At 42.6% G+C, this 25,661-nt stretch carries 24 protein-coding genes; 9 read left to right on the forward strand and 15 right to left on the reverse strand.

From position 1 onward, the window contains the following. Nucleotides 1-73: 73 nt before the first annotated feature. The 5 genes from FCR06_RS22355 to FCR06_RS32885 all read right to left on the reverse strand — a co-directional run bounded on the left by FCR06_RS22355 (nt 74) and on the right by FCR06_RS32885 (nt 5,938). Nucleotides 74-2,296 (reverse strand): hypothetical protein, encoded by a 2,223-nt coding sequence (locus FCR06_RS22355; protein WP_138503638.1) that lies wholly within the window; start codon nt 2,294-2,296, stop codon nt 74-76. 418 nt (nt 2,297-2,714) lie between these two features. After that, entirely contained in the window at nt 2,715-2,930 is a 216-nt protein-coding gene (locus FCR06_RS33720; protein WP_223280240.1) for a hypothetical protein, read from the reverse strand. A gap of 115 nt (nt 2,931-3,045) precedes the next feature. Further along, entirely contained in the window at nt 3,046-3,177 is a 132-nt protein-coding gene (locus tag FCR06_RS34355; protein WP_262984701.1) for a hypothetical protein, read from the reverse strand. A gap of 122 nt (nt 3,178-3,299) precedes the next feature. Next, nucleotides 3,300-5,609 carry a catalase/peroxidase HPI gene (gene katG, locus FCR06_RS22370; protein ID WP_223280241.1) on the reverse strand — a complete coding sequence of 770 codons (2,310 nt, stop codon included), beginning with the start codon at nt 5,607-5,609 and terminating at the stop codon, nt 3,300-3,302. 176 nt (nt 5,610-5,785) lie between these two features. Beyond that, nucleotides 5,786-5,938 carry a hypothetical protein gene (locus tag FCR06_RS32885; RefSeq protein WP_189523527.1) on the reverse strand — a complete coding sequence of 51 codons (153 nt, stop codon included), beginning with the start codon at nt 5,936-5,938 and terminating at the stop codon, nt 5,786-5,788. Between the two features lie 182 nt (nt 5,939-6,120). On the opposite strand from FCR06_RS32885, the gene FCR06_RS32890 reads away from it, so the two are divergent. Continuing rightward, nucleotides 6,121-6,261 carry a hypothetical protein gene (locus tag FCR06_RS32890; RefSeq protein ID WP_189523528.1) on the forward strand — a complete coding sequence of 47 codons (141 nt, stop codon included), beginning with the start codon at nt 6,121-6,123 and terminating at the stop codon, nt 6,259-6,261. Nucleotides 6,262-7,282: 1,021 nt separating this feature from the next. Next, the gene (gene nifJ / locus FCR06_RS22375; protein ID WP_138503640.1) at nt 7,283-10,906 is read left to right on the forward strand and encodes a pyruvate:ferredoxin (flavodoxin) oxidoreductase; all 3,624 of its coding nucleotides are present in this window, start codon (nt 7,283-7,285) and stop codon (nt 10,904-10,906) included. 229 nt (nt 10,907-11,135) lie between these two features. Here nifJ and FCR06_RS22380 read toward each other — a convergent pair whose 3' ends face one another. The 4 genes from FCR06_RS22380 to FCR06_RS22395 all read right to left on the reverse strand — a co-directional run bounded on the left by FCR06_RS22380 (nt 11,136) and on the right by FCR06_RS22395 (nt 14,562). Beyond that, nucleotides 11,136-11,744, reverse strand: a complete 609-nt coding sequence (locus FCR06_RS22380) for a DUF4129 domain-containing protein (RefSeq protein WP_138503722.1) — start codon at nt 11,742-11,744, stop codon at nt 11,136-11,138. Nucleotides 11,745-11,898: 154 nt separating this feature from the next. Next, the gene (locus FCR06_RS22385) at nt 11,899-12,387 is read right to left on the reverse strand and encodes a DUF2243 domain-containing protein (protein ID WP_138503724.1); all 489 of its coding nucleotides are present in this window, start codon (nt 12,385-12,387) and stop codon (nt 11,899-11,901) included. Between the two features lie 267 nt (nt 12,388-12,654). Further along, nucleotides 12,655-12,873, reverse strand: a complete 219-nt coding sequence (locus tag FCR06_RS22390; protein ID WP_138503642.1) for a hypothetical protein — start codon at nt 12,871-12,873, stop codon at nt 12,655-12,657. 507 nt (nt 12,874-13,380) lie between these two features. Next, nucleotides 13,381-14,562 (reverse strand): low temperature requirement protein A, encoded by a 1,182-nt coding sequence (locus FCR06_RS22395; RefSeq protein ID WP_138503644.1) that lies wholly within the window; start codon nt 14,560-14,562, stop codon nt 13,381-13,383. A gap of 166 nt (nt 14,563-14,728) precedes the next feature. On the opposite strand from FCR06_RS22395, the gene FCR06_RS22400 reads away from it, so the two are divergent. Both FCR06_RS22400 and FCR06_RS22405 read left to right on the forward strand, forming a co-directional pair. Beyond that, nucleotides 14,729-15,220 (forward strand): cupin domain-containing protein, encoded by a 492-nt coding sequence (locus FCR06_RS22400; protein WP_138503646.1) that lies wholly within the window; start codon nt 14,729-14,731, stop codon nt 15,218-15,220. Between the two features lie 353 nt (nt 15,221-15,573). After that, a complete protein-coding gene (locus FCR06_RS22405) occupies nt 15,574-16,044 on the forward strand; it encodes a DUF4351 domain-containing protein (RefSeq protein WP_317616834.1) in 471 nt (156 codons plus the stop codon). 51 nt (nt 16,045-16,095) lie between these two features. Here FCR06_RS22405 and FCR06_RS22410 read toward each other — a convergent pair whose 3' ends face one another. After that, nucleotides 16,096-18,621 carry a cyclic nucleotide-binding domain-containing protein gene (locus tag FCR06_RS22410; RefSeq protein WP_138503648.1) on the reverse strand — a complete coding sequence of 842 codons (2,526 nt, stop codon included), beginning with the start codon at nt 18,619-18,621 and terminating at the stop codon, nt 16,096-16,098. Between the two features lie 95 nt (nt 18,622-18,716). After that, nucleotides 18,717-18,956, reverse strand: a complete 240-nt coding sequence (locus FCR06_RS22415; RefSeq protein ID WP_138503650.1) for a hypothetical protein — start codon at nt 18,954-18,956, stop codon at nt 18,717-18,719. A 28-nt stretch (nt 18,957-18,984) separates the two neighbouring features. Here FCR06_RS22415 and FCR06_RS22420 point away from each other — a divergent pair, with 28 nt between their 5' ends. From FCR06_RS22420 to FCR06_RS22430, 3 genes are all read left to right on the forward strand, one after another. Beyond that, the gene (locus tag FCR06_RS22420; RefSeq protein WP_138503652.1) at nt 18,985-19,620 is read left to right on the forward strand and encodes a transaldolase family protein; all 636 of its coding nucleotides are present in this window, start codon (nt 18,985-18,987) and stop codon (nt 19,618-19,620) included. A gap of 149 nt (nt 19,621-19,769) precedes the next feature. Beyond that, on the forward strand, nt 19,770-20,081 hold the full coding sequence (locus FCR06_RS22425; protein WP_138503654.1) for a hypothetical protein: 312 nt from the start codon (nt 19,770-19,772) through the stop codon (nt 20,079-20,081). Between the two features lie 154 nt (nt 20,082-20,235). Next, nucleotides 20,236-20,811 carry a TMEM175 family protein gene (locus FCR06_RS22430; protein WP_138503656.1) on the forward strand — a complete coding sequence of 192 codons (576 nt, stop codon included), beginning with the start codon at nt 20,236-20,238 and terminating at the stop codon, nt 20,809-20,811. A 38-nt stretch (nt 20,812-20,849) separates the two neighbouring features. Here the strand turns inward: FCR06_RS22430 and FCR06_RS22435 are convergent, their stop codons facing one another. Both FCR06_RS22435 and FCR06_RS22440 read right to left on the reverse strand, forming a co-directional pair. Beyond that, complete coding sequence (locus FCR06_RS22435; protein ID WP_138503658.1) at nt 20,850-21,542, reverse strand: pentapeptide repeat-containing protein; 693 nt, start codon at nt 21,540-21,542, stop codon at nt 20,850-20,852. 276 nt (nt 21,543-21,818) lie between these two features. Beyond that, a complete protein-coding gene (locus FCR06_RS22440; RefSeq protein ID WP_138503660.1) occupies nt 21,819-22,001 on the reverse strand; it encodes a hypothetical protein in 183 nt (60 codons plus the stop codon). Nucleotides 22,002-22,334: 333 nt separating this feature from the next. Between FCR06_RS22440 and FCR06_RS34865 the strand changes: the two genes are divergently transcribed. Then, nucleotides 22,335-22,457, forward strand: a complete 123-nt coding sequence (locus FCR06_RS34865) for a hypothetical protein (RefSeq protein ID WP_138503662.1) — start codon at nt 22,335-22,337, stop codon at nt 22,455-22,457. A gap of 276 nt (nt 22,458-22,733) precedes the next feature. Beyond that, nucleotides 22,734-24,146, forward strand: a complete 1,413-nt coding sequence (locus tag FCR06_RS22450) for an NAD(P)/FAD-dependent oxidoreductase (protein ID WP_138503663.1) — start codon at nt 22,734-22,736, stop codon at nt 24,144-24,146. 337 nt (nt 24,147-24,483) lie between these two features. Here the strand turns inward: FCR06_RS22450 and FCR06_RS32895 are convergent, their stop codons facing one another. Together FCR06_RS32895 and FCR06_RS22455 are read right to left on the reverse strand one after the other, a co-directional pair. Continuing rightward, nucleotides 24,484-24,630 carry a hypothetical protein gene (locus FCR06_RS32895; RefSeq protein ID WP_189523530.1) on the reverse strand — a complete coding sequence of 49 codons (147 nt, stop codon included), beginning with the start codon at nt 24,628-24,630 and terminating at the stop codon, nt 24,484-24,486. Nucleotides 24,631-24,739: 109 nt separating this feature from the next. After that, the gene (locus FCR06_RS22455; protein ID WP_138503665.1) at nt 24,740-25,480 is read right to left on the reverse strand and encodes an SDR family oxidoreductase; all 741 of its coding nucleotides are present in this window, start codon (nt 25,478-25,480) and stop codon (nt 24,740-24,742) included. Between the last annotated feature and the right edge of the window lie 181 nt (nt 25,481-25,661).

A 25,661-nucleotide genomic window follows, 5' to 3' on the forward strand; every position in this document is an offset into this window, starting at 1 on the left:
CAGAAACGCACACAAGAGAACATCAAAGAAGGACTTTTGCAAGAGGTCTAATGTTTAGCGCTAGGCTAAAGTATCAATTTTCTCCATTGATGATTTTTCGTAAGCGATTTAATTGGCTACGATATAATGCATCAACGATATCATCATCGGTTGTAAAGACTCCTTCAATCCAATCGCCACTCCAAGCATGACCTTCTACAAGGCGATAAAGTTGGGCGCGATCGCCCACTGGAGCTGTGCGGAAGATTTCAATCACCCGTTCTCCTTCATCTTCTCCAGTCCAACCTCCAATCAAAGCACGCACGCGATCGGCACGTTGATTCAAGGTCAGATGGGGCAAATCGTCGGTACTCTCTTCCATCACAGCATCATCTTCATTGAATCCTGCCTGCCCTTCAGATGGATTAAAGTCAATAATGCTCCGCAATCCAACTAGAGGATTAGCTACCAGTGGTTCCAGGAATCCATGAATAAATGCTGCTTGAGGATGAACCGTTCCCAGCCAGCCATCTGCAACTTTTTGATTTTCTGGGAACTGAGCAGCCATCCCATCTAACTTATCCTTGATTTCGCCTGATTTAACACTCTCTGTAATCGCTTCTCCATAGGTTCGCTCCAAATCTGAGCGAATTTTTACAGCCCACAGTGCATCTAGGGAATCTGCTTGCCAGTTCTGAGTTCCGTTATTGGCGTCTGCATCGAGACGTGGCAGAACTTGTTCCGGCGCATACTTAGCACTAGGAACAGCAGGACTGCCAGCTTGTGCCTTCACGGAATCCAAAATCCACTCCGATGAGTAGGGGCCTGGATTACCACTTCCGAAAGCGTGGGCATTCTCGATATCTTTACAACCCAGTTTGACAGCTAATTCTGCCATTTTAGCTGTTTGATTATTAGAATCTACCTTGTTCAGGTTACTATCACCAAAAGTTTTCCAGCGATCGCCTAAGTCATTCACCACCCACAATCCTTGTTCATTATCAAAATCATGGGCAACTAAAGCCACCAAATCATCAAATCCCAATTCTGGCATATTGGCAGTTTTTTCCTGTACTTGGGCAATAATCGTGTCGTAAATAGCTGAAACAGTTCCGAAAATTGTCGCCCCATTTGTAGTGTTGTCATTGATGTAGCGTGCCACATCAAGGGCAATCTTCCGCTTCATGTTGTTGAAGAATAAGGGATATTTTTGTCGCCAATACTGCCGAATGTCAGCTCTTGGTGTACGTAAATGTCCGGCTGCAAAGTGATCTGTCAAAAAGTGGTGGGCAGCGGCTTCACGCGCCATTCCTTCAGCGATGTCTTGCCCAGATTGTCCGGCAAAGAATGCCCGTAGAATTGTGTCTTCATGTAGAGCTCGATAGGAACCACCCGCAGAGGATCTATTTCCTCCGTCCGGGCCTGCTGTACCATGAGGGGCAGCGAAATGTTCGCTATTGTTCGCCGCTAACCGCAGATAACGGTTATCAACGGCTTCAGTCACAGCCTTAGAAAATTCCAGCTGTGCCCAGACTCCTCCCTGTGGCTGTTCGGGTGTACAGATTTGAGCAAATCTAGGATCTTGGGGATTGATGGTTTTGATGGCATAGATAATTTCATCCTGTGTGCCGGGAGTTTTACCGGGATCGGGCGATGGGGTTGCTGCGAGATGAAACAGCGAGTCAGGAACAGGTTCCTCAACACCTTGCTCATTCAGGCGAGTATCACGCGGATCGAAGTAGTCGCCGCTCAACATGGTGATATCGCCATGAGTGAGGCGAAAGGGAATTTGTCGGGGTGGGTGAATTTCTGTCCCTGTAGTGACTTCTCCTCCCTGAAAGTCATAGGTTTGCCCACCAGACCCTTTATCACCTAATGATTTATGCTCTAGTGAGCCAAATCGTTGGATTATGGGTTGTGAAGTGGAGTGAATGCCGATCTGTTGCTTTCGTTGCACAGTAGTATCAGGCATCGAGATGATTTGATTAGCTACCTGCTGTGCTTGGTGTTCGTACTGGTCTTCTGGTTCGCAAACCGTCAGTTTTGCTTGCGGACGATGCAAGAATATGCGACTAATGTCATGACTAGGGAGCTGTTGCTTGCTGGTTTCTGGTTGTGATAATTGTTGCTCGGCAGATTGTGTATCTTGCGAGTCGGTTACTACCTGATTAACTTGAGGGGATGGGGCAGTATTTATTTGTGAACCGAAACCACGTGTTGGATTCGCCAATGTAGGAATACTTGAAAAAACAAGCGAGGGATTCGTAGAAGTGGATGTAGCTGCTTTTTTTTGATGCCCAATTTTGCGATCGCTCATCTCACCCTTCCCCCATCTATACAGTGAGTTTCAAAAAATGGTGTTTGAGTCGATTGTATAATTTATCTAATTGCGATCGCTATCGACTTAAGTATAAATTATTCTACCTATGGCTGAAAGCTAGATAGAGAAGCTGGAAAATATGTAGTACCGCGATCGCGCTCATGAACTTGAAGCAGCTTTTCATGAGCAAGACCAATAAAAATCCAAGCTCCTCAATTCATTAATTAATCCGATACTGACGGAGTAAATTTCGCACAAATGACAAGCTGACCTTAAATTTTTGCGCCAACTGACGTTGAGAGCCTTCTTTTACAACATACGCCATAATCACACGCTCACATAAATCTTTTAAGTGAGATACTGGCATCTATTTAAACAACGCTATCTCTTCACTCTATTGGAGTATGTGGTTTAATTACCTGAAAATTGCTGTAAAACACATCTGTTTGATTCGTGGACTGTCTTGCTCACTGGCATACAAAGTTTTTTTATCGGTCAATTCTAACCGTTGAACTGCACGGTGCATGATTGATATACTCACGTTAATACCACTGCGTTCGGCTAAACGCTCACATAATTCTGATAGTATGGCATCCGGTTGCTCATCTACTAATTGCTGTACAGCAGGCAAGTTCTCAATTTTTATTTTAGCGATGCCTTCTCTACGAGACGCTACGCGAACGGCGAGCTACGCTAACGCTCCACCTCCATGAGGCTTAGCGTTCACTTCTCCTGTCTTTTGATAACTACGTATCAAGCGTTGAACGAACGATAAGCACTCCTTGAAAGCGTTCAGCTAGTTGTTGTTGAGACCCGAGCTTTGCTTTATAAGCATCAACCACACGTTGGCGTATATCCTGAGAGTAGGGGGCAGGCATTCACGAGCAAGATTTTTACTGCGTCTTTAAGTTTACTAGATTTGTAATCTACTCAATTGAAAACTGCTGTATAAGCGCAGCGATACACGCGTGGAGTTCGGGCGTCTTGAGCACTCAAGACTTTAGCGGGTCTGTTCAGCACCAACGTCGAAGCGATCGAGCATCATCACCTTGTTCCAGGCTGCGACGAAGTCCTTGACCATCCGCTCGTGACCGTCATCAGCGCCATAGACTTCAGCAATTTGACGAAGTTGGGCGTTCGAGCCGAAGATGAGATCGCAGCGGGTTGCAGTGAACTTCGCTGCACCGGTTTCGCGATCGCAGATATCAAAAAACATCTCGCGATGGTCAGCAGGCTTCCACTCGTAGTCCATACTTGTCAGGACACGGAAAAAGTCATTGGTCAAGACACCGGGTCGATCAGTGAAGCTACCGTGCTTTGAATAGTCCCAATTCTGATCCAGGGCGCGAAGTCCGCCGACCAGAACCGTCCACTCGGGCGCGGTCAGCGTCAGGAGCTGCGCCCGATCGAGGAAGATCCGCTCCGGCTTCACTTTATAGCCGACCGCCTCATTGTGATAATTTCTGAAACCGTCCGAAACTGGCTTCAACCAATTAAACATTTCAACATCTGTCAGTTCCTGAGTTGTATCCATCCGCCCCGGAGTAAACGGGACGGCAACAGAAACCCCAGCGTCTTGCGCGGCTTTTTCGACCGCAGCACAGCCACCGAGGACGATTAGATCCGCGATCGAGATTTTTTTGTTGCCCGACTGAGCGCTGTCAAAGTCTGCCTGAATTTGCTCAAGGGTCGATAAGACCTTGCCGAGCTCCTGCGGGCGGTTCATTTCCCAGTCCTTCTGGGGATTGAGGCGAACGCGCCCCCCATTTGCGCCGCCGCGCTTGTCGGAATGGCGGTGACTCGATGCCGCTGCCCAAGCGGCTGACACGAGCGCCGAAACCGAGAGTCCACTCGCTAAAATCTGATCCTTGAGAGACTTGATATCAGCGACATCAACAACCTCGTGATCCAGTGCTGGAATTGGATCTTGCCAGATCAGATCTTCCTCTGGGATTTCCGGACCGAGATAGCGCGTTTTCGGCCCCATGTCTCGATGGATCAGCTTATACCAGGCGCGCGCGAACGCATCGCTGAAGTAATCGAAGTCACCCAAGTAGCGTTGACAAATCTCCTGATAGACCGGATCGACCTTCAACGCAATGTCCGAAGTCATCATCATTAACGGGTGCTCAACGCCCTGTTGATGGGCATCTGGTGTCTTTGGCGCATCAGGATTGCTCGGCTTCCACTGAATGGCACCTACTGGACTCTTTGTCTGTTCCCAGTCGTACTTAAAAAGATTGGTTAGGTAACTGTTGTCCCACTGGATTGGGTTTGGAGTCCACGATCCTTCGATCCCGTTCGTCATCGTATATTCGGCAAACCCAGTGCCTTCAGGGTTCTGCCACCCCAAGCCCATAGCTTGAATCGGCGCGGCTTCCGGTGCTGGACCGATCTTGTCGGGCGAGACCATGCCGTGACTTTTGCCAAAGGCATGACCACCTGCGATGAGCGCGACAGTTTCTTCGTCGTTCATGCCCATACGCGCAAACGTCTCGCGAATGTCTCGCGCTGAGCCATAGGGGTCGCCCTCGGCGTTTGGACCTTCTGGATTGACGTAAATTAGCGCCTGGTGCGAAGCTGCTAGCGGGTTCTCAAGGTCGTAGTATTCCTCGTTCGGCTTCCCAACCCACCGAATTGTGCGAGTGACCATCTCGTCAGGATGACCAGGGTGTTCCTTAATATCGTCAACCGGATCGCCGTTCCAGAACTCCGGCCCCCAGTATGTCGCGCGATCTGCCTCCCAGGCATCAATGCGACCGCCACCAAAACCGAAGGTCTTAAAGCCCATGATTTCGAGCGCGCAGTTGCCAGTCAGACTCATCAAATCAGCCCAGCTTAGTGCCGCACCATATTTCTGCTTGATGGGCCAGAGCAGCCGTCGTGATTTATCTGTGTTCCCATTATCCCACCACGAATTGATTGGTGCAAAGCGTTGCATACCCTGACTCGCTCCGCCCCGACCGTCTGCAATCCGGTAGGTGCCTGCGGCGTGCCACGCCATACGAATCATTTGAGGTCCATAATTACCATAGTCGGCTGGCCACCAGTCCTTTGAATCGGTCAGCAGCGCTTTGATATCGCTCTTCAACTGTTCGAAGTCAATCTTCGCGAAGGCTCCCTTGTAATCGAAATCTCGCAGTGGGTTAGCTTGGGGCAAATTTTGGTGAAGTAGCTCGACCTGAAGTCGGTTCGGCCACCAATCATCAACTTGCGGCTTGGAGCCGAGCGCGCCGCCAATGCGGGTTCCCCGGAAGGGACATTGTCCAGGAGGGGTAGCAGGGTTGTTGTTCATGGGGCTGTTATTCATTCAGTTCAATCCTTCTTCATTAAGTTTAATTCTCTCTAACAGTTTATGTTAGTCAAGCTGTGTTGAGCGCCGCCATTTGTGGCGGTTTGAACAGCATGTGCCTTGATCACTAAAGTTCTTGCAAGTGTTGAATGAGCTACCCTTTGCTAAAGTGCATTCATTAGGGCACATTTATGCTATAAAACCGAGATATGACCAAAAACCTGCAAGATGTCCCGAAAAGGTTTGATTTTACGTTCTAAATAACGGCTTTTTTGAATTGGAAGTAACAAATTATTAAAACCAGACAGGACAAGGGTTTGCAGACCATCTTGCAGAGAATTACTCAAATTTTGGCCACTTTTTCAGCCAATATACGACACACTACTTTGATCATTTCATATTTAGAACTGCTGTAAAATATGATAACTATTTCTTATATAATAAGTATTACATAATACTTGTTTCTCTGTATTCATTTCCTGGTGATATCTTCTGTATCACTAGTAGTTAGAGCTTTTAGGAAAACTTTTTGGTTTACTCTTCGTGGGAACAAATTCTTGTTATTGTTAAAAAACAGCCAAGTGAGTTTGAAGACTGGTTAGAAAATCCACCTGAAGAATATAAAGATATTTTTGATGAAATTACAGAAGCCTCGCAAAAATACGAGTAAAAATCAGTAGAGACAAATCAGTTGGTGCCAGAGGTATTCTCAATAGCGAATAATCTTCAAGAACTAGCACAGGAATCTCAAGACGAAGCAGATAAAATCAAACAAGAAGTTGAAATAACTAGACAAATTTTAAAACAAGTCAGACTGAACTAACTAGTTTTGGTCAAGGTATATCAAAGGTTTTATATAGCCAATGCGGCGAAGCTTGATTGCGCGATCGCAGTATCTATATTTATGAGTCAATCCATAGGATTTTGAATATCTATCAAATGTTAATCGATTCAATAGGTAATTTTACCACTGACCTGTCCAGTGTGAAAGAGTTCTCAAAGCTGTAGAACTCTTTGCCGCGCAATCTCACCAACGCTGCCGTCTGAATTTGCAGGGTTGCCAAGTACAATGATCGCATTGAAAGTTTGGCTTTTTGAGTTGACCAAAGGTGCTTGACAGCAAAATAGAGGAACAATATTAATTACAAGTAGTGAAACTGGTATTGTCAACAAAATCGGTATAACGAACCATAGTGCTGCTCAATTTTTCGTTCCAAATTTACATTACATTCTCATAATTTACAGTTTTATTAAAGTTAACCTTATTCTATCTGCAACATCAAGAATACCCGACCCCATACCCCACAAAAAACAATCAACTACCTAAAAGCCTTGCCTAATCAAAATTTTTATGAGTGAGTACATACTTAATACATATTAATAGATGCCAGATTGTAAATGAGATACTAATATTTGCTGTATTTATTGAAAGTTAACTTCAAAGCATAAGTAGGCAATAGGTAAGTATCATAATTTTCTGGTTTTTGTACTCGATTGTCGAGACAATCAAACCGAATTACTATAACTGCCGCTGCTACTGTTCGCTGTTTTAATAAATAATCCTTCCAAGCAATCTTTAGTTTTCAAGTTAGATATATTTAATACCTTAACTTTATAACTCTGGCTATTTCTATTTTTTCTATTTACATGTTCCGATAATGCAGTTTAGAGGCGGGGACAAAAATCAAATTATGAACAAAACCTTTGCAACTATTGACGGGAATGAAGCTGTTGCCCGTGTTGCTTACAAATTAAATGAAGCGATCGCCATTTATCCGATCACTCCCTCTTCAGCAATGGGTGAATGGGCGGATGCTTGGTCAGCAGAAGGTCGTCCTAACCTCTGGGGAACTATTCCTAGCGTTGTGCAAATGCAAAGCGAAGCAGGAGCCGCTGCTGCTGTACATGGAGCATTACAAACAGGTTCCCTGAGTACTACCTTCACGGCATCTCAGGGATTATTGTTGATGATACCTAATCTCTATAAAATTGCAGGTGAATTAACTAGCGCGACGATTCATGTCGCTGCACGCTCTCTAGCTACTCATGCTTTATCAATTTTTGGTGACCATAGCGACGTGATGGCAGCTCGGGCTACTGGTTTTGCCCTGCTGTGTTCTGCTTCAGTGCAGGAAAGTCAAGATTTTGCTCTCATCGCCCATGCTGCTACCTTAGAGGCGCGAGTCTCATTTATGCATTTCTTTGATGGTTTCCGTACTTCCCATGAAGTGCAGAAAGTCAAATTGCTTTCAGAAGACGATTTGCGATCGCTCATGGACGATCGTCTCATACTCGCCCATCGTCGCCGCGCCCTCACTCCAGACCGCCCAGTGTTGCGGGGAACTGCCCAAAACCCAGATGTCTACTTCCAATCTCGTGAAGCTGCTAACCCTTACTACAACGCCTGTCCCGAAATTGTCCAGGGGATGATGGATCGATTTGGAGAACGCACAGGCAGGTATTACCAAATTTTTGAATATTATGGTGCTAGCGATGCCGAGCGCGTCATCGTTCTCATGGGTTCAGGCTGTGAAACCATCCATGAAACAGTAGATTATCTCAACGCCCGTGGTGAAAAAGTTGGTGTGGTGAAAGTGCGACTTTACCGACCCTTTGATGTCCACAGATTTGTTGCAGTATTGCCTAGTAGTGTACAAGCGATCACTGTCCTCGACCGCACCAAAGAACCAGGTAGCGCCGGTGAGCCATTGTATTTAGATGTAGTGGCTGCTATTCATGAAGCATGGGGAGCAAGGGAGCAGGGAGCAGGGAGCAAAGGGGAGGAGCTTCTCCCTTGCCCCCTGCCCCCTGCCCCTCTGCCTAAAGTAATTGGTGGTCGCTACGGTCTTTCATCCAAAGAATTTACGCCAGCGATGGTTAAGGGCATTTTTGATAACTTAGCCCAAAGTCAACCAAAAAATCATTTTACTATTGGTATTAATGACGACGTTACTTATACTTCTCTGAGCTTTGACCCGAAATTTTCTACGGAATCGAATAACGTTGTCAGGGCAATGTTCTATGGGTTGGGTTCAGATGGTACAGTTGGCGCTAATAAAAACTCTATCAAAATTATTGGTGAAGAAACCGATAATTATGCCCAAGGCTACTTTGTCTACGACTCGAAGAAATCTGGCTCGATGACCGTTTCTCATTTGCGCTTCGGTAAAGAGCCAATTCGCTCGACTTACTTAATCGACCAAGCTAACTTTATTGGGTGTCATCACTGGGGATTTCTGGAACGCATAGATATTTTAAAAGCTGCTACTGTGGGGGCGACTTTATTGCTTAACAGCCCCTATGATGCAGATAGCGTTTGGGAAAATTTACCCCATAAGGTGCAGCAGCAAATTATTGAGAAGCAGTTGAAGTTATATGTAATTAACGCCAATCAAGTTGCCCGTGAAAGTGGCATGGGTGGCAGAATTAACACAATTATGCAAGTATGCTTCTTCGCTTTAGCTGGAGTCTTGCCAGAAGAAGAAGCGATCGCCAAAATTAAACAAGCGATTGAAAAGACTTACGGTAAAAAAGGTGCAGAAGTTGTCCGCATGAATTTGCAAGCCGTAGACAACACTCTAGACAATTTGCATAAGGTAGATATACCACAGACACTCCATCCTAACTCTTGTACAGACGCGATTAATCGCGTCTCTCCTAATTCTGCTCCTGAATTTGTCCAGGAAGTTTTAGGCAAAATCATGATCTGGGAAGGTGACGATTTACCTGTCAGCACACTACCAGTTGACGGCACTTTTCCAGTAGGTACTGCTAAGTGGGAAAAACGCAACGTTGCCCAAGAGATACCTGTTTGGGAGCCGGATGTCTGCGTTCAATGTGGTAAGTGCGTGATGGTTTGTCCTCATAGCGCTATMCGTGCTAAGGCTTATCAAGTCGATGAATTAGTTAATGCACCAGAAACCTTCAAGTCAACTAATGCCAAAGATAAAGACTTTGCCGATCAAAAATTTACCATTCAGGTCGCTCCAGAAGATTGTACGGGATGTACTATTTGTGTAGAAATTTGCCCCGCCAAAAATAAATCTGAGCCATTGCGTAAAGCAATTAATATGGCACAACAATTGCCATTGCGGGAACAAGAGCAGAAAAACTGGGATTTCTTTTTAAGTTTACCCAATCCTGACAGGCGGCAGTTGAAATTAAATCAGATTCGCCAACAACAATTGCAAGAACCTTTATTTGAATTTTCTGGTGCTTGTGCTGGTTGTGGTGAAACACCTTATTTAAAATTATTAACCCAATTGTTTGGCGATCGCGCTGTCATCGCCAATGCTACGGGTTGTTCTTCAATCTACGGTGGTAATCTCCCCACCACTCCCTGGACAACCAACGCCCAAGGACGCGGCCCAGCATGGTCTAATAATCTATTTGAAGATAACGCTGAATTTGGTTTTGGTTTCCGTTTATCTGTGGATAAACAAGCCGAATTTGCAGCGGAACTCTTGCAACAATTGAGCAGTGAATTAGATGAAAACCTAGTTGATTCTATCCTCAAAGCCGAACAAAAATCTGAAGCTGATATTTGGGAACAGCGAGAACGGATAGAATTGTTGCAGCAAAAGTTAGATGAAATCTCAACTTTTGACCCCCATGTAAAATCCAAAATCCAAAATCTCAAATCCCTTGCTGATTATCTAGTGAAAAAAAGCGTTTGGATTGTTGGCGGTGATGGTTGGGCTTATGATATTGACTTTGGTGGTATCGACCACGTGCTAGCTAGTGGTCGCAATGTCAATATCTTGGTCATGGATACAGAAGTATATTCCAACACAGGCGGTCAATCTTCCAAAGCTACACCACGAGCCGCAGTTGCAAAATTTGCTGCCAGTGGTAAGCCTGCACCAAAAAAAGACTTGGGTATGATTGCTATGACCTACGGAAATATCTACGTAGCCAGTGTAGCCCTTGGTGCTAGAGATGAACATACCTTGAAAGCATTTTTGGAAGCAGAGGCTTATAACGGGCCATCGTTGATTATTGCTTACAGCCATTGCATCGCCCACGGGATTAACATGACTACAGGTATGAATCATCAAAAAGCCTTGGTAGAATCAGGTCGTTGGTTGTTGTATCGGCATAATCCAGAGTTGCAAAAACAAGGTAAAAATCCTTTGCAATTAGATATGCGATCGCCTACCCAATGTGTAGAAGATTCGATGTATCAAGAAAATCGTTTCAAAATGCTTACTAAGAGCAAACCTGATGTTGCTAAGCATTTGTTAGAACAAGCTCAAGCTGAGGTCAATACACGTTGGCAGATGTATCAATATCTGGCAAAACGCGAGGTTCTTTAAATATCTGTCCTGATTTACATGAGAAACAGGATTACTTTTGTGACAAAAATCGTGAGTTTGTTGATGAAACTCGCGATTTTTGCTATTAGCACTGTGGTTCACAGCAATTTTCATTCTATTTAGACCACATACTCATCTTCCTCTCTGCGACTTCGCGCCTGGAGCGTGATAAAAAAAGCAGTGGTTGATTTACCTGAAAATAGCTGTAAGTTCACTCTTTGAAGCATTTTCATTCTGACGAAATTTCCCGATAAGCTTGGCGACACTGCTCATAGTTATCTGGTGAAATCTCAACATTACCAAAACATAATTGCTCGTGAGTAGTAATTAAAGTTTCATAAGGCTGTATGGGACGATGAGACGATCGCAACAATTGCAGATATTCTCCATCTGTACGGCTAAGTTTGTGAGGTGCAATGGCTTGCTGATGCAAGTGCTGTAACATTGCTAAATAAATACAACGACAAGCTTCACGGTAGTTACCCTGACGGTAAAATTGTTGCGATCGCTCCAACAAAATGGCGATGGATGACTCACTAGAGGCAGTTTTTACGCCCAAATTAGCAAAATTGCCACCTCTACTCAGCCAAGAATATATATAAGGACTGAATTCTTGCCATAACCGCCAAACCACCCAAGCGACAAATAAGCCTAATATTAGCCAAAATAGGAATTTCAGTAACTCACCTACCCAAGGACTAATTGACCATCCACCAGGCAATTCTGGCAGAGCTTGTCCCAAGCGGTAAAACTGGTATTCCCACCATTCTCCTACTTGTTGTTGAAATTGAGAAAGCTGCCAATTCCAGCTAGTTTTTTCAAAAGTATCTGTGGACATAGGGGAGAAGTGTGGGGAGAGTCGGGAGAGATGGGGAGATAGGGAGGTGTGGGGAGTGTAGGGAGTGTAGGGAGTGTAGGGAGAGAAGGGGCAAGATTTTTCCCCATCCTCCCACACCTCCTATAACTCCGACACTCCTTGTTTGCCCCATTCCCTATTCCTCAATTACAGTTGACTCTTTTTTTATCATTATCCAGCCGATAACAGCAAGTAGCGCACCGAATGCCAGAAATCCTATGTCCCAAGCTAACTGATTTGGCCCTGGTTTCACATGATGGATACCGAGAATTTGGTGGTCAATCACTCCTTCAACTAAGTCGAATAACCCAGCACCAATCAGTATTGAACCAATAAACGTCTGTGATGACCAAGGAACATCATCGCGTCCTCCAGCACGCCACAGCAAGATTATTCCGACTACGGTTACTACCCAATCAAAGGCATGAAATAACCCGTCCCACACCATGTTCAAATCTTCATTGGCAACGTTTGTCAGAGGTCGAATGTTGCTCAACATATGATGCCACTGGAGCAACTGATGCAGTACAATTCCATCAACAAACCCTCCAAGACCTAAACCAAGAACAACTCCGGCAATAATTAGGGGTGTCCGTCGGTTGAAGGTTGTATTCTTCGCCTCCATTTTCAACCTCATAAATCGGTTTTCTACCAAAATAGAATTTTTTTGGGAATAATATCTTCTATCTTGAGGCAAGTGCGATCGCTAGAATCTAAATCTCATATAAACAACAGATATCGCCTTATTTCTATTAAATTTAATTTGCACACCTGGCTTGAGTGGATCGAAATTTTTGGGAAAATGGATACTGCGATCGCACTGAATACAAAAAATTAATGCGTTCTGTCTTGCAACCCCTACAGTAACCAAAAGTTTTCTTTCTCAGTGAACTTAAACTTTGGATACAGGCTTTAAAAATAGCCATGCCATAAAGAATGTAGCCGCTGTGAATAGTTGCATCAAATCTAAAGCCGACAGATAGCCATCTGCAAATGAAGCAATACTGCGATCTGTAATCCCAAATACCCAAGATGATAAGCCAAACAGCCAAATTCCATTCTTGAGATTTCCGACAAATTCCTTAAACTCTGATGGTTTTTGGTCGTTCACAATCTTCCGCTCCGTTGGAGATGTCTAGTGGTTATACAGTTATCGGTTTTGTCGATTTGGGTTAAAGTCTCCCAAAAACTGGTAAGCATTGGTGCGCTGTAGCACCAGGCTATAGACTTGATAACTGTTCGCTGTGTGCTGACTTAATCAGGAATACCTGCTATGAGGAAGTTTTTTAACTCCTAAGGCAGAATTTACACTCAGCTATTAATAATATTAATAAATATTTCACCTACTTGACTTCCCTACCCAAAGGTACATCTGATAATCTTGACATTGCTTTTTTGGTTTTGTCACCTCAGATAGACGGCAATAGGCTGAGTTTCTAGCTTTGTAGTACCAAAGTTAAGTATTCAGATTACATAATCTTTAAACAACTATATAAAGATTTATTCATATTTTATATAAAAAACTACTAAAGATAGATGCATTTTTAATTTAAATCTAAATATGTGAATAGATTGTAGGGTAGCACCGATGTGTAACCCTACTACAATGGGCTATGAGCTAGATTTCTGGGTCAGCCAAGCGGGTGGTGGGACGACTTTGATATAAGTCTTGAACAACTTGGAGAGCAGAAACTAAGGCTACAAGAGCCATGACGGTAACAGGTAACAAACCTTTGCCAAAAATGGCGATCGCCAGCAGCACAACTGCACCCCCAAATCGATACTGGGAGCGGATTCGGCAATAACGAATCATCCCAAATCTATGGAGAATACTAACAGCTAACGAGCATAATGCGACTGAACCGCAAATCAGCCATCGGTAAGAATCCGATAAGGCTAAAGTTGGTTTGCTTAACAAGATTTGTTCTACTCCCACTCCGGCCGCAGCAAAGCCAATCACTAGAGGTAAATGAGTGTAAAGCCAGAGATAAACAATACCAGTTTTTCCATGCGTCCGCGCTATCTCAATCGGTTTACCGCCCAGATTATCGAAATAGACCCACCACCAGCTAAAAGCAATAATTAAACCAAACACGGCGGAAATTACAGTTAAAGTATCCCATTTCTGCTCAGAAACACCGTTGACCACGGCGATAATTGCTTCACCCAAGACAATAATAGTAAACAGTCCAAAACGTTCTGGTAAATGGGAAGCATGAGGGAGTAGTCCGACTTGAAACTTGCGTGCTGTTAAGGGTGTAGTAAAGTCAATAACGATTGCTAATGTCCAGAGGGCGAATCGCCAAGGGACGGGTATAAATGCGGAAATGAACCAAAGCAAAGCGGCGATCGCAAAACCAATTGCGTGGCGAGTCGTCAAAGCACGTGCTAAGGGGATGTGTATTCCAGCACGGACGTATTCGATCACCAACACAACCCGACCGAGAGCATAGGAAAGGGCAAAACCAGGAGAACTTTCGCTTAAACCGTGGTGTATATTCACAGCCATTGCTGCTGCTGTTAGCATTTGTACACCAATTAACAGTCGATGTCCGACATCATCGCTATCAAAGCGGTTCGCGTAAAATGTAGTGCCAATCCACGACCACCAAACAGGTATAAATAAAACTACAAAGCCAAATAATCCTGAAAGTGAGATATCCTCATTGAGATTGTGAGCGAGTTGAGAAACTGCAACTACAAAAACCAAATCATAAAAAAGTTCTAKCCAAGTGGCGCGTCGTTCTTCTTGAGTGTCTTCACCAGTGCGTAACCTTGGTGGTTGAATAAAATTTGCCATAGTGCTAATTGCGAATCGCTAATTGTTTTTTAGCATTAGCTGTAGGCAATTAGCGAATGGATAGATGATTTTGCATAAATTGCTAAAAATTTGCCGATAGATAAAAGTACGAATTCTGAAAACTATTATCAGATTTAATCACAACAAATAAAGGAGAGTAATTATAATGACAGTGAACATTAAAGCTTCATTAGTTCAGCCAGGTAAAAGTTCTACATATTTAGTTTTGGGTGATTTATACACTCTGCTTGCTGAGGGAAAAGATACAAACGGGGAGTATGGGTTAGTAGAGGCTCTAATGCAACCACAAAGCGCTGCACCACTCCATAATCATGACGATGCAGACGAAGCACATTATATTCTTGAGGGAGAGATTGAGTACCAGCTTGACGAGGAAACTATCACTGCAACTGCTGGAACCTTTATAAATATTCCTAGAGGTAAATGGCACAGTTTTAAAAATATCGGCTCGATACCTACCAAACTACTGATGTGGGCGACACCAGCAGGGGGCGAGCAGTTTTTTGCAGAGGTAGGGCATCGTGTTAACTTACCATTAAATGAAGAAGAACGCAGTCTTTTGGGCGTTGTGAATCCTGCCGACTTTGAAAAAGTCCTTGTCATTGCCTCGAAGTATATTAAATTCCCGACAAGTTGAGGGAGAGAGAAATCAAGTTCTTAAGTCGGTTTGCGTGTAGGCAACGTTTTTAATATCAGATACTCATTAGTGGAGTTCAGAGGGGGATTAATCCAGTTCAAATACTCTTTAATGAAGCTAAAAGACTCTTTAATGAAGTTCAAAAACTCATTAATGAAGTTCAAAGACTCTTTAATGGAGTTTAAAGAGTCTTGAATGGAGCTAAAAGACTCTTTAATGAAGTTCAAAGACTCATTTTAATTAAATCAAGAGTTTCCCCTGAGCCTAAAAGTCTCTTTCTTACAGCTATTTTGAGGTAAATTCAACCACAGCTTTTTTATCACGCTCTAGGCGCAAAGTCGCACAGAGTTTGCATGTGGTTAGAAAATCCCGAACCATTTCTCAATGACGCGGCTTTGTTACCCTTAGCACCACTGACAGCAACCACCCAACCCCAAGCTTTGTTGCAAACAGTTGTGGAAAAAGTTAATCAACTTGAGCCAAGACAACGACCAGAAATTTCCGCTTACACCCAAATCTTAGCGGGATTAAAATACAATCAGGACTTGATTCGACAACTATTTCGGGAGGGTATGATGCGCGAGTCAGTGATTTATCAAGAAATTCTCAAAGAAGGAGAACAACGGGGACGGGAACAAGGACGAAAAGCAGAAGGACAATTGCTTATTGTCCGTCAACTGAATCGAGGGGTGGGAGAATTACCTCAAGAAGTCCTAAACCGCATTGAAAATCTCTCCTTAGAACAATTAGAAAATCTTGGCGAAGCTTTGTTGGATTTTCAGGCTCAAGCAGATTTAGAAACCTGGTTTAATATATTAGAGTAGCTAAACCCATAGTACCAAACCAGGCAAAAGTCAAAGAATTTGCGATTGTTTTTACAACACAATAATTGCCCACATACTAACACCCAGAGCGATCGCTGCTAAATGTTGCCAAAGAAGAGATCTTAATGATTGTTTGGCAATTTTTTGGGTTAATAATATCGTCAACAATACTGAGAAGATTAAAGTTGTACCTTGCAAAAAACTAATTACAGCAGGATGAGCAACTAACATTGGCAGTTGTTCGCCATTCAAACCAAGAGTAGCAAAACTCACAGGTAAAATTCGTCCACCTTCACTCAAGCCTAAACGCAGATAATGAGCCAAGTTTCCTCCCAAAACTAATGGTAAATACCCGTAGGTAAGCTCTACAAATGATTTTGGCTTCCGGTTCAAGTTGAACAGTTTCAGCAAGCCATAAGCCCCAAAGATAAAAGCCACTGGAACAATTAACACTACCAGTGATAATCCTAAGTGTTGCCAAAAGTTAGTTAAATCTAGTTGTAACCCTAGCCAAGATTGCAACTCTGGCAACCGATGCAGATATACTCCACCTAATAACAAAAACAATAATGCCACTTCATAGGTGCGGGGTACATGGGTTGTCCATAATTCAACTCCAGGAGGACGCAAGTTGAATTCTACAGAACGATGGGGACAGGCTTTGAGACAAGTCATGCACAAAACGCAATCTCTGTTATCTTCTAACTGCGCTGGATGAGAATACAAAGGACATCCATTAGTTTCCATCCCTTCACCTTTTTGGGGGCCTCCTTTATAGCATTGATAAGTGGTACAACTGGCAGAACAAATACCTTGTTGTGCCCGAAGTTCTGTCATTGAAAGTTTGGCAAATAACCCATTCATTCCACCAATGGGGCAGAGATATCGACACCAATATCGCCTTTCAAAAATAGCAGAGAAAATCATTGCTCCAGCGGTAATTAATAATAGCAAACAAGCACTCAGGTAAGCTGTATTTTCTAAATGCCAAAGTTCTTCCCATAAGAATATTAAGGTAAAGAGTCCAAAAAGAAACCATCCGCCCCATTTTTCTCCTTGTTCTCTAGGCCAGCGTTTGAGCTTCCGCGGCCACAACCATAAAGATAATTTTTGGGTAATTTCTCCGTAAATCATGAAAGGACAAACAGAACACCACACACGTCCTAAAAAGGGAAAGAGAAATAAAAAGAAAGGCCACCACCAAGCCCAAAATAGATTTAAAACAAAATTGCGATCGCGAGTTTGTGGGCCAATAAATAACACTGCAACAATAATTGCAAAAGCAGTTGCAGTAAAACCATAATTAATCCGATCTGGCCACCACGAACTCCGCAAAAATTTGCGTAAATCAGGATAAGTATTTAAAAGATTGACTCGAAATCGCTTTTTCTTGGTTTCTGCTGGCCAAAAGATTTCTTCTGTTAATTCACTAGCATTTTCAGCTTGGACGATCGCTCTTTCTACCAGATTTTTTAGTTCTTTAAGGTTACCAGGAAAATCATAGGACTGTAAGCGCCGCAAAGCTTCTGGGGTGATGTGCGGTTTGGAAATACCTCTAGCTCGAGCGTAGAGACTGATATAATATTCGACCTGGGCTTTAATATCAGCTTTTCGCACTCGTAGCGGCGGTACTTTAATAATATGACCAACAGAGCGATCAACTGTCGCCTGAGTTTTTTCAGAAACAATCAGAATACGTGCTTTACTAGAGCGAGGTTCGGCTTCTGCTTCTCCTGGACGAGCGACTGGGGTATATGTGCCAGTTTTGACCAACTGCGTCACAGCAGGTAATAGCTCTTGGGGTAATTCTTGAATGTTGTTGAAAACTAAGGTACCTTCTCCCAGCCATTCTAACAGTCCTGGTTTACCGCCAACGCGACCAAATAAATCTGCACCGCTTGTTTGCAGAATACCAGAATTAACTTTAATAATCGGTTCTCGCCTTTTGGGAGAACCAAAGTGAATTAAGGCTGCTATGTTGTCTTTTTCTAACCCTGGTTCGCCAAAAATTTCTACTGACTTGCGGTCATTAGCAGCTTCTCGAATTTGCTCCCGCAGACGCACAGCATAGCGACTTGTACCGACAATTCCCCGTTGCGCTTTGGTGACTAAATACGGACGCAAAGCGATGGAACGCTCTTGTTCGTAGCCAAGTGCAGATGTCACTTCAGCTAATTCTTGAGCCAATTGACGGGAAAAAGCCTGAGCAATTTCTGGGTATTGGTTAAATAATTCCCGAAATTTTTCAGCAGGTATAACCCATAAGTGACATTCTGTGACGGTAACAATTGTGAATGTGGCTAACTCATCTAAGAGTAACTCTTGGAGGTGAATGACTTCTCCGGGAAGGAATCCGCGAACTAAAGCTGAGTTTTTATGATCGGTGCTATCACATTCGAGTTGACCATCTTTAAGAATGTAAAGTGCTTCTGGGGGCGTACCTTCGTTAACCAGGTTTACTTGTGGTGGTATAACTTGTTCTTCAATGACTTGGGCGATCGCATCCAACACCTCAGGTGAGAGAATTCCTAAAGTTGTGCGCTCTTGTAGCCATGTAACCGTTTCTGGAGATGTCATATTCGGTTCTCCGTGCAGGTTGCCGTATCAAAGGAATTATCTCTTGAAAGTTGGCCAACAATTCAAAATTCTCAATTCTCAATTCTCAATCAAGTTCAATTCTGCTTAGAGTTTGCCTTTTCTCTTAAACTCTGTAGTACGTCACCAGAGTTTTTTTCTTTCTCCAAAATAAATAAAGGAAGCCAGTATATTGCTTTTTCTAGCAATCTATTAGTATCATCATTCAAATCTTCAATCAATCTTACTACTGCCTTAAATCCCAGTTTTGGAATTGCAAATTCTAACCAAAACTTAATAGATTGAGCATTAGATTTGAGAATCCCATAGTTAAACAACTTTTGTAACAATCGATTCCATAAGATTATGGCATTATATCTAGATTCGGCGATCGCATCGGAAGCAGAAATAGTCAAGCATTGGGGTTGGGTAAAGGGGATTACAACTAATCCCACGCTTTTAGCTCAAAGTGACACTCCACCAGAAATTACACTCCAAAAATTGGCTACCTTGACAAACGGGCCGTTATACTATCAACTTATAGCAGCTGATAAAGCGGGAATGTTGGCTGAAGGTAGAAAAGCTTTCGAAATTATTGGTTCAAAAACAATTTTGAAGATTCCGGCAACACCGTTAGGGTTTGAAGTAGTAGCAATTTTGTCCTCAGAAATTACCTGTTCGGTGACAGCAATTTATAGTGCAGCACAAGCAGCAGTAGCACGGGAAGCCGGAGCAAAAATTGCTATAGCTTATGTAAATCGCGCTACTCGGTTATTGGGTGATGGTATTGCCTTAGTCCGGGAGATGGCTAGCGTACTCCAAGGTAGCGACACGGAAATTTTAGCAGCTAGTATTAAATCTTCCCAAGAAGCAGCCGCTTCATTACAAGCCGGGGCAGATCATTTGACTTTACCATTGGCAATGTTGGAAGCGATCGCTACTCATGAATTATCACAAAAAACTGTTGAAGAATTCACCCAGCAAGGCATAGGTTTAAAATAATTCGTAATTCGTAATTCGTAATCAAGATGAGTTTGTCAGATATTCCCAATCTCTGGGTTCCTTTAGTGCTTTTAGGTTTGATTGTCCTAGCTGCTGTATTTTTCAGTCGGAGTAGTTAAGCTAAACATTACAGTAGAGATGTCAGTTCTATGTTCGCTGTTGTCACACCAGAGAAAATACATTTACCTCTAGGCGCTGTAGTCCGCTTGCTGGGAAGTTGGCAAGACTATCAAGCACTAAATCAGCAACTAGGCGAGCGTTCCTCGCCTCGGATTAAGTATCAAAATGGAGAAATTCTTTTGATGACACCGCTACTAAAACATGGGCGAAAAGTAAGTGTAGTTGCAGATTTAGTCATTGAAACTAGCAGTCACTACTTTCCAAACATTAATGTATCACAAGTAGTTACTGAATATTTGCAAATTGCCTACGAGCGTAATACTAGCGCAGCTATTCGATAATTACGGCAGAAATTGGCAAGTGAAAATTCAATATTTTGCTTTGCAGCCTTAGTATATCAACAATTATCGCGCAGATAATTTTCATTAACGGCAGCTACTTTGTACAATAAAGTACAAAGTGTCACTCTTAAATAAATAGAAAAGGAATGCGTACATGGTAAAGGGGAGGTTAGAAGCATTCAGTGATGGGGTGATTGCCATCATCATTACAATTATGGTGCTAGAAATTAAAGTGCCGCATGGAACTAATTTAGCCGCACTGCGTCCGCTGATACCAGTATTTATCAGCTATCTACTGAGTTTTATTTATCTTGGCATTTATTGGAACAACCACCATCACTTATTACAGGCAATTCGCTATGTTAATGGGCGTATCCTTTGGGCGAATCTGCATCTGCTATTCTGGTTATCGCTAATCCCCTTCGTTACTGGCTGGATGGGCGAGAATCACTTTGCCACTATACCAGTTGTTTTTTATGGTGCGGTTTTATTGTTTTCTGCGATCGCCTACTTTATTCTCACCCGTACTCTAATTTCTGTTCATGGGAGCGATTCCACTTTAGCGATGGCAGTCGGTCGAGACTTTAAAGGAAAAATATCTCTAGTTTTTTATGCTGTAGCAATTCCCCTGGCTTTTCTAAATTCGTGGCTTGCTTGTGTATTATACATTTTGGTCGCAGTTATCTGGCTGATCCCCGACCTTCGCATTGAGAAGACCTTAACTTCTTAACATCGAGCTGCGCTCAAGCGAATCGCATCTAAGTGTGATTATTGGCTAGCAAAAGCCAAGTCACTTTCAATTAACTTAGCACCTGTTAGGTTAGCCCCACTCAAATTGCAAAAGTGAAAATTTGCCCCTCTGAGGTCTGCTAGTGCTAGATTAGCTCCCGTTAAATTTGCACCAGTGAGGTTAACTTCACTTAAGTTAGCCTTACTGAGGTCAGCCCCCTGAAGTGAAGCTTGTTGCAGGTCTGCTCCTGTTAGGTTTGTCCTCATTAGGTATGCCGAAATCAGGTCGGCTCCACTTAAATTAGCTTGGCACAGATCTGCTGCTGTTAAATCAGCTTTAGTTAAATTAGCTTTACTTAGGTCTGCCTGACTCAACTGAGCATAACTGAGGTTAATTTCACTTAGCTTCACTGCTGCAAGTACTGCACATCTCAAATTAGCATTAATAAAATTCCTTTCTCCCATTGCATAACGGCGTAAAATTTCATCGGTTGTTACTCTGTCTAAAACAGCTTTTGATGCACCCTGATAACACCATCTAGCTTCTAAGAGTTTGGCAGCAGTGTTAACAGCTACCTCATCATATTTAGCCATGATCACACCATTGCAGCCATCCCACTGACCGTTAAGTATAAAGGCAATCTTACTAGCAGCAGCAATTGAGTCAAATAGCAAAACAGATTCTTTCTGCTGTTTTAACCAGTTATTCCAAAAAGAGATAATATTTTTCATTTTTATAAGTTTTAGCGGCTTAAGTGATGATTACAACTCTAACTTCCAAATATTAATCAACTTTGCTTACTCTAACTCTGGGTTAAGTTGTTTAGAGTTAGTTTAATTAGTCACCAACACAAACACTGCGCTTCGTTTTAAAAACTGCCTCTTTGCGCTACTTTGTGACAGAGCGCTGTACAAAGACTCACAACCTGATGTAGCAGCCCATTTACAGCGCCCAGTCACAAAAGAGTTACAATCGGCTTAAGTACAAATGTCTGCAAGAACTAAGTTCTAGACAGCTGAATTTGAGCGTTCTACTTGTTGCCGAACGGTATCAATAGAAGCATTAATACCAGCTAGTTTGGATTCTAAATCATCTCGTATCCAAATCAAGAATCTTAGTTTCCGCTCTAAGCTAGCTTTATGCGAAATGGGTTCGCTTCCAAAACAAGGGTTACTCCAAAAAGGAAACATAGTTGACCTCTGTATTTAGCTTTTGTAACAGTGCAATATATCGCACTACTACAATTATGACTAATAATAATCAGACTAGTGTGTGTAATAACCGACCCAAATTATGGGTGTTTAGCGAATAGATRCAAAAATTTGTCTTCAAAAAGATTGAAGGTATTTTCTCAAATTGTCAACTAGAAAGTAATAATTTAATGACATTAGGTGTGGTCATTGCCCCCTTTTTCAAAACAGATGGAGAAAGCAATTTATAGAGAGATTTGTAAAACCATAGAACTAGCAGCAACCGCACCTTAGTAAAAAAAGTAGAATCTAGAGTTCTTAACTCGTTGGACGTTGAAGTGTTTAGTAGTTTTGATTGACAATCAATTTAATCTCAAATGTTATCGTGAATCAGTGCGTAAGACTCTCAATAGTTTAGGATTTTCATCGACGAAAGCGCAAAAACACCTATTTTAAGATTGCCGCAACCAGATTATTTAAGTAATTATTCTTTCATTTTTTTATTCAGAAAAATTTAACTAATACATAACTCTATTTTTAGCAAAGGTATTGCTTAATACTTATTTTTTCCTTCTGTCTCCTGCTCTCTGCCAGAGCCGCCTAAAGGGCAGATAACTTTGACTACTTTTACTATTTTTCAAATGTTCTAAATAAACAGCAACGAAGATTATAATTTTGCTACACCTTTGTTAAGAAACGTTACAAGACTCTTAACACAAGGAAATATTTTTTATGGTAGTTTCACTTGAGAAGAATGTACCACATGAGGTTGTAATCATTGGTGGAGGCTTTGGTGGACTGTATACAGCAAAGACTCTCAAGAAAGCGAATGTTAATGTTACTCTTATCGATAAACGTAACTTTCATCTATTTCAGCCGCTTCTATATCAGGTTGCGACAGGTACGCTATCACCTGCTGACATTTCTTCACCATTACGAGCTATTTTTAAGAAAAGCAAGAATACACATGTGTTCTTGGGAGAAGTAAATGATATCGATCCAGAAACCCAAGAAGTTATTCTGCGGGATCGAACAATACCCTACGATACATTAGTTGTTGCCACAGGTGCTAACCATTTCTATTATGGTCACGATAACTGGAGACCATTGGCTCCGGGCTTGAAAACTGTTGAAGATGCGGTAGAAATGCGTCGCCGGATATTTTCGGCATTTGAAGCAGCAGAAAAAGAAACCGATCCCGAAAAACGCCGTGCTTGGTTGACCTTTGTAATTGTTGGTGGTGGTCCTACAGGTGTAGAATTAGCGGGTGCGATCGCAGAGTTGGCACATAAAACTCTCAAAGAAGATTTCCGCAACATCGATACCTCAGAAACTAAGATTTTGTTATTGCAAGGAGGCGAGTACATCCTGCCTCATATGGCATCACAGTTATCAGAAGTAGGAAAAGTATCCTTGCAAAAGTTGGGTGTGGTAGTCAACACAAAAACTAGGGTAACGAATATTGAAAATGATATCGTTACTTTCAAGCAAGGCGAGGAAGTTGAAGAAATTGCCTCAAAAACTATATTATGGGCAGCAGGTGTGAAAGGCTCCCCTATGGGGCAAGTTTTAGCAAACCGCACAGGTGTAGAGTGCGATCGCTCTGGACGTGTGATTGTAGAACCAGACTTGACGATTAAAGGCTATAAAAATATCTTTGTCATCGGAGATTTAGCCAACTTCTCTTATCAAGATGCAAAACCATTACCTGGTGTTGCACCGGTAGCCAAACAACAAGGAGAGTATGTAGCTAAACTCATCAAAAAACGCCTGCAAGGTCAAATACTACCACAATTTCGTTACAATGACGTAGGTAGTTTGGCAATGATTGGCAAAAATTTAGCTGTTGTAGATTTAAGCTTTATCAAACTCCAAGGTTTCCTTGCTTGGATATTTTGGTTAATCGTTCATATCTACTTCTTAATCGAGTTTGATACTAAATTAGTAGTAGTATTTCAGTGGGCATGGAATTATATCACTCGTAATCGTCGCTCTAGATTGATTACAGGTCAAGAAGCTTTGGAAGAAGCAAAAATTGTTAACAACAGCACTGAGGCGACTAAAATCGCTAACCCTCCCACTCAACCAACATCTCATTCCAAATTGCAATCTTACACTGCGGATATCGAGGCAGCAACTTCCTGATTAGTATCAGCAAAACAGGGCGGTCGTGAAGATAACCTTTGCTTTCAACACCTGTAAATTGGTTTTCTCTTGAGATGTTAAACGTGTTAATTCAATTGCTCGACTTGACTTGAAGTTTTTTCATTTTCAGCTACAGGTGCGACAATCTTCTTGCAGGGAATCAAAGAAACTAATAGTAAATAGACCTCTTGCAAAAGTAATTTTTGCTCAAAGGCGGGAAAAGAGGCGCATGTTAAACAGAAAAGGTTTTTTATTGTTCCTTTCCCCTTTCCTGCTTACCCTTTTCCCTACTTTTGCAAGAAGTCTAATAGACCTCTTGCATAAATATTTTTTTGTCTCACGCAGAGGCGCAACCGAAAGTCTGAGCGCCGGCTTTTGGCGTAGACGCTTTGCGGTGAGGGGGTCGCAGTCTTGGCGGTTTCCGTCGATTGCGATCCCCCGAACCCGTAGGGCTTGCCGGAGGGATCAGAACTTTCCAAGACACAAATGCACAGAAGAGAACGCAAAGAAGGACTTTTGCAAGAGGTCTATTTGGAAGTCTGTTAGGTTTTGAAATAGAGAATCTCGCGTTCATCAGGATAGTTGAGATTGCCTTATGCAATTCCACCGTTTACACGAATATTTTGCCCAGTAATCCACTTGGCTTCGTCGCTAGCAAGAAATGCTACTACGTCGGCAATTTCTTGTACCTCTCCCAATTTACCAAAAGCAGCCATTTGGGCTAAATGGTCTATCTGTTCTTGTGTTTTGCCTTCTCGAAATAATTCTGTATCGGTGGGGCCAGGAGAAATAACATTAACTGCGATCGCTTTTGCACCCAATTCTTTAGCTAGTACCCGTGTGATTTGTTCAACAGCACCCTTAGTTGCTACATAGGCGCTATAAGTTGGCAGCATCATCACCGTAGTTGATGAGGAAAAGTTGATAATCCGTCCTCCTTCTGCCATGTGTTGCGCGGCTTGTTGACAAGCGAAATAAGTACCTTTGACGTTAATGGCAAAAATGCGATCAAAATCTTCTTCTGTCACTTGAGTAATTGGTTTATAGAAAGCGATTCCGGCATTGTTAACCAAAATATCCAATTTAGCAAAGTGTTTAAGTGTTTGCTCGAACAAGCCTTGGACTTCAGTCACCTTGCTCACATCAGCTTTTACGGCAACTGCCTCTACTCCTAATTTTTCGATTTCTGCAACAACTTCCTGTGCTTTGTCTGCATTACCCGCATAGTTAACAACAATAGATGCGCCGTTACTAGCTAACTTAAGTGCGATCGCTCGTCCAATTCCCCGCGATGCACCCGTAACAATTGCAACTTTCCCTGCTAAAGATGGCATAATTAATCTGGTTTTATTTAGTTCATGAAAGTGATTATCTGCTGTTAAAGTACTGTACCAAGGTTAAATTTAGCAATTTTATTCGGTAGACTTTCTTTAACAGTTATCAGTTATCAGTCTTGTGTATTGGGTTAAAGTCCCTGACAAAAAAGGTGGTAAGCGTTAGTCTGCGGTAAAACAG

Source organism: Nostoc sp. PA-18-2419 (assembly GCF_005869855.1).
Lineage (GTDB): Bacteria > Cyanobacteriota > Cyanobacteriia > Cyanobacteriales > Nostocaceae > Nostoc.

Excerpts from the sequence above, each read along its gene's own strand:
- FCR06_RS22355 (WP_138503638.1), bottom strand. The coding sequence starts at position 2,296 with ATGAGCGATCGCAAAATTGGGCATCAAAAAAAAGCAGCTACATCCACT.
- FCR06_RS34355 (WP_262984701.1), bottom strand. The coding sequence starts at position 3,177 with ATGCCTGCCCCCTACTCTCAGGATATACGCCAACGTGTGGTTGATGCT.
- katG (WP_223280241.1), bottom strand. The coding sequence starts at position 5,609 with ATGAATAACAGCCCCATGAACAACAACCCTGCTACCCCTCCTGGACAA.
- FCR06_RS22380 (WP_138503722.1), bottom strand. The coding sequence starts at position 11,744 with ATGTCCACAGATACTTTTGAAAAAACTAGCTGGAATTGGCAGCTTTCT.
- FCR06_RS22385 (WP_138503724.1), bottom strand. The coding sequence starts at position 12,387 with ATGGAGGCGAAGAATACAACCTTCAACCGACGGACACCCCTAATTATT.
- FCR06_RS22400 (WP_138503646.1), top strand. The coding sequence starts at position 14,729 with ATGACAGTGAACATTAAAGCTTCATTAGTTCAGCCAGGTAAAAGTTCT.
- FCR06_RS22405 (WP_317616834.1), top strand. The coding sequence starts at position 15,574 with ATGTGGTTAGAAAATCCCGAACCATTTCTCAATGACGCGGCTTTGTTA.
- FCR06_RS22410 (WP_138503648.1), bottom strand. The coding sequence starts at position 18,621 with ATGACATCTCCAGAAACGGTTACATGGCTACAAGAGCGCACAACTTTA.
- FCR06_RS22420 (WP_138503652.1), top strand. The coding sequence starts at position 18,985 with ATGGCATTATATCTAGATTCGGCGATCGCATCGGAAGCAGAAATAGTC.
- FCR06_RS22425 (WP_138503654.1), top strand. The coding sequence starts at position 19,770 with ATGTTCGCTGTTGTCACACCAGAGAAAATACATTTACCTCTAGGCGCT.
- FCR06_RS22430 (WP_138503656.1), top strand. The coding sequence starts at position 20,236 with ATGGTAAAGGGGAGGTTAGAAGCATTCAGTGATGGGGTGATTGCCATC.
- FCR06_RS22435 (WP_138503658.1), bottom strand. The coding sequence starts at position 21,542 with ATGAAAAATATTATCTCTTTTTGGAATAACTGGTTAAAACAGCAGAAA.
- FCR06_RS22440 (WP_138503660.1), bottom strand. The coding sequence starts at position 22,001 with ATGTTTCCTTTTTGGAGTAACCCTTGTTTTGGAAGCGAACCCATTTCG.
- FCR06_RS22450 (WP_138503663.1), top strand. The coding sequence starts at position 22,734 with ATGGTAGTTTCACTTGAGAAGAATGTACCACATGAGGTTGTAATCATT.
- FCR06_RS22455 (WP_138503665.1), bottom strand. The coding sequence starts at position 25,480 with ATGCCATCTTTAGCAGGGAAAGTTGCAATTGTTACGGGTGCATCGCGG.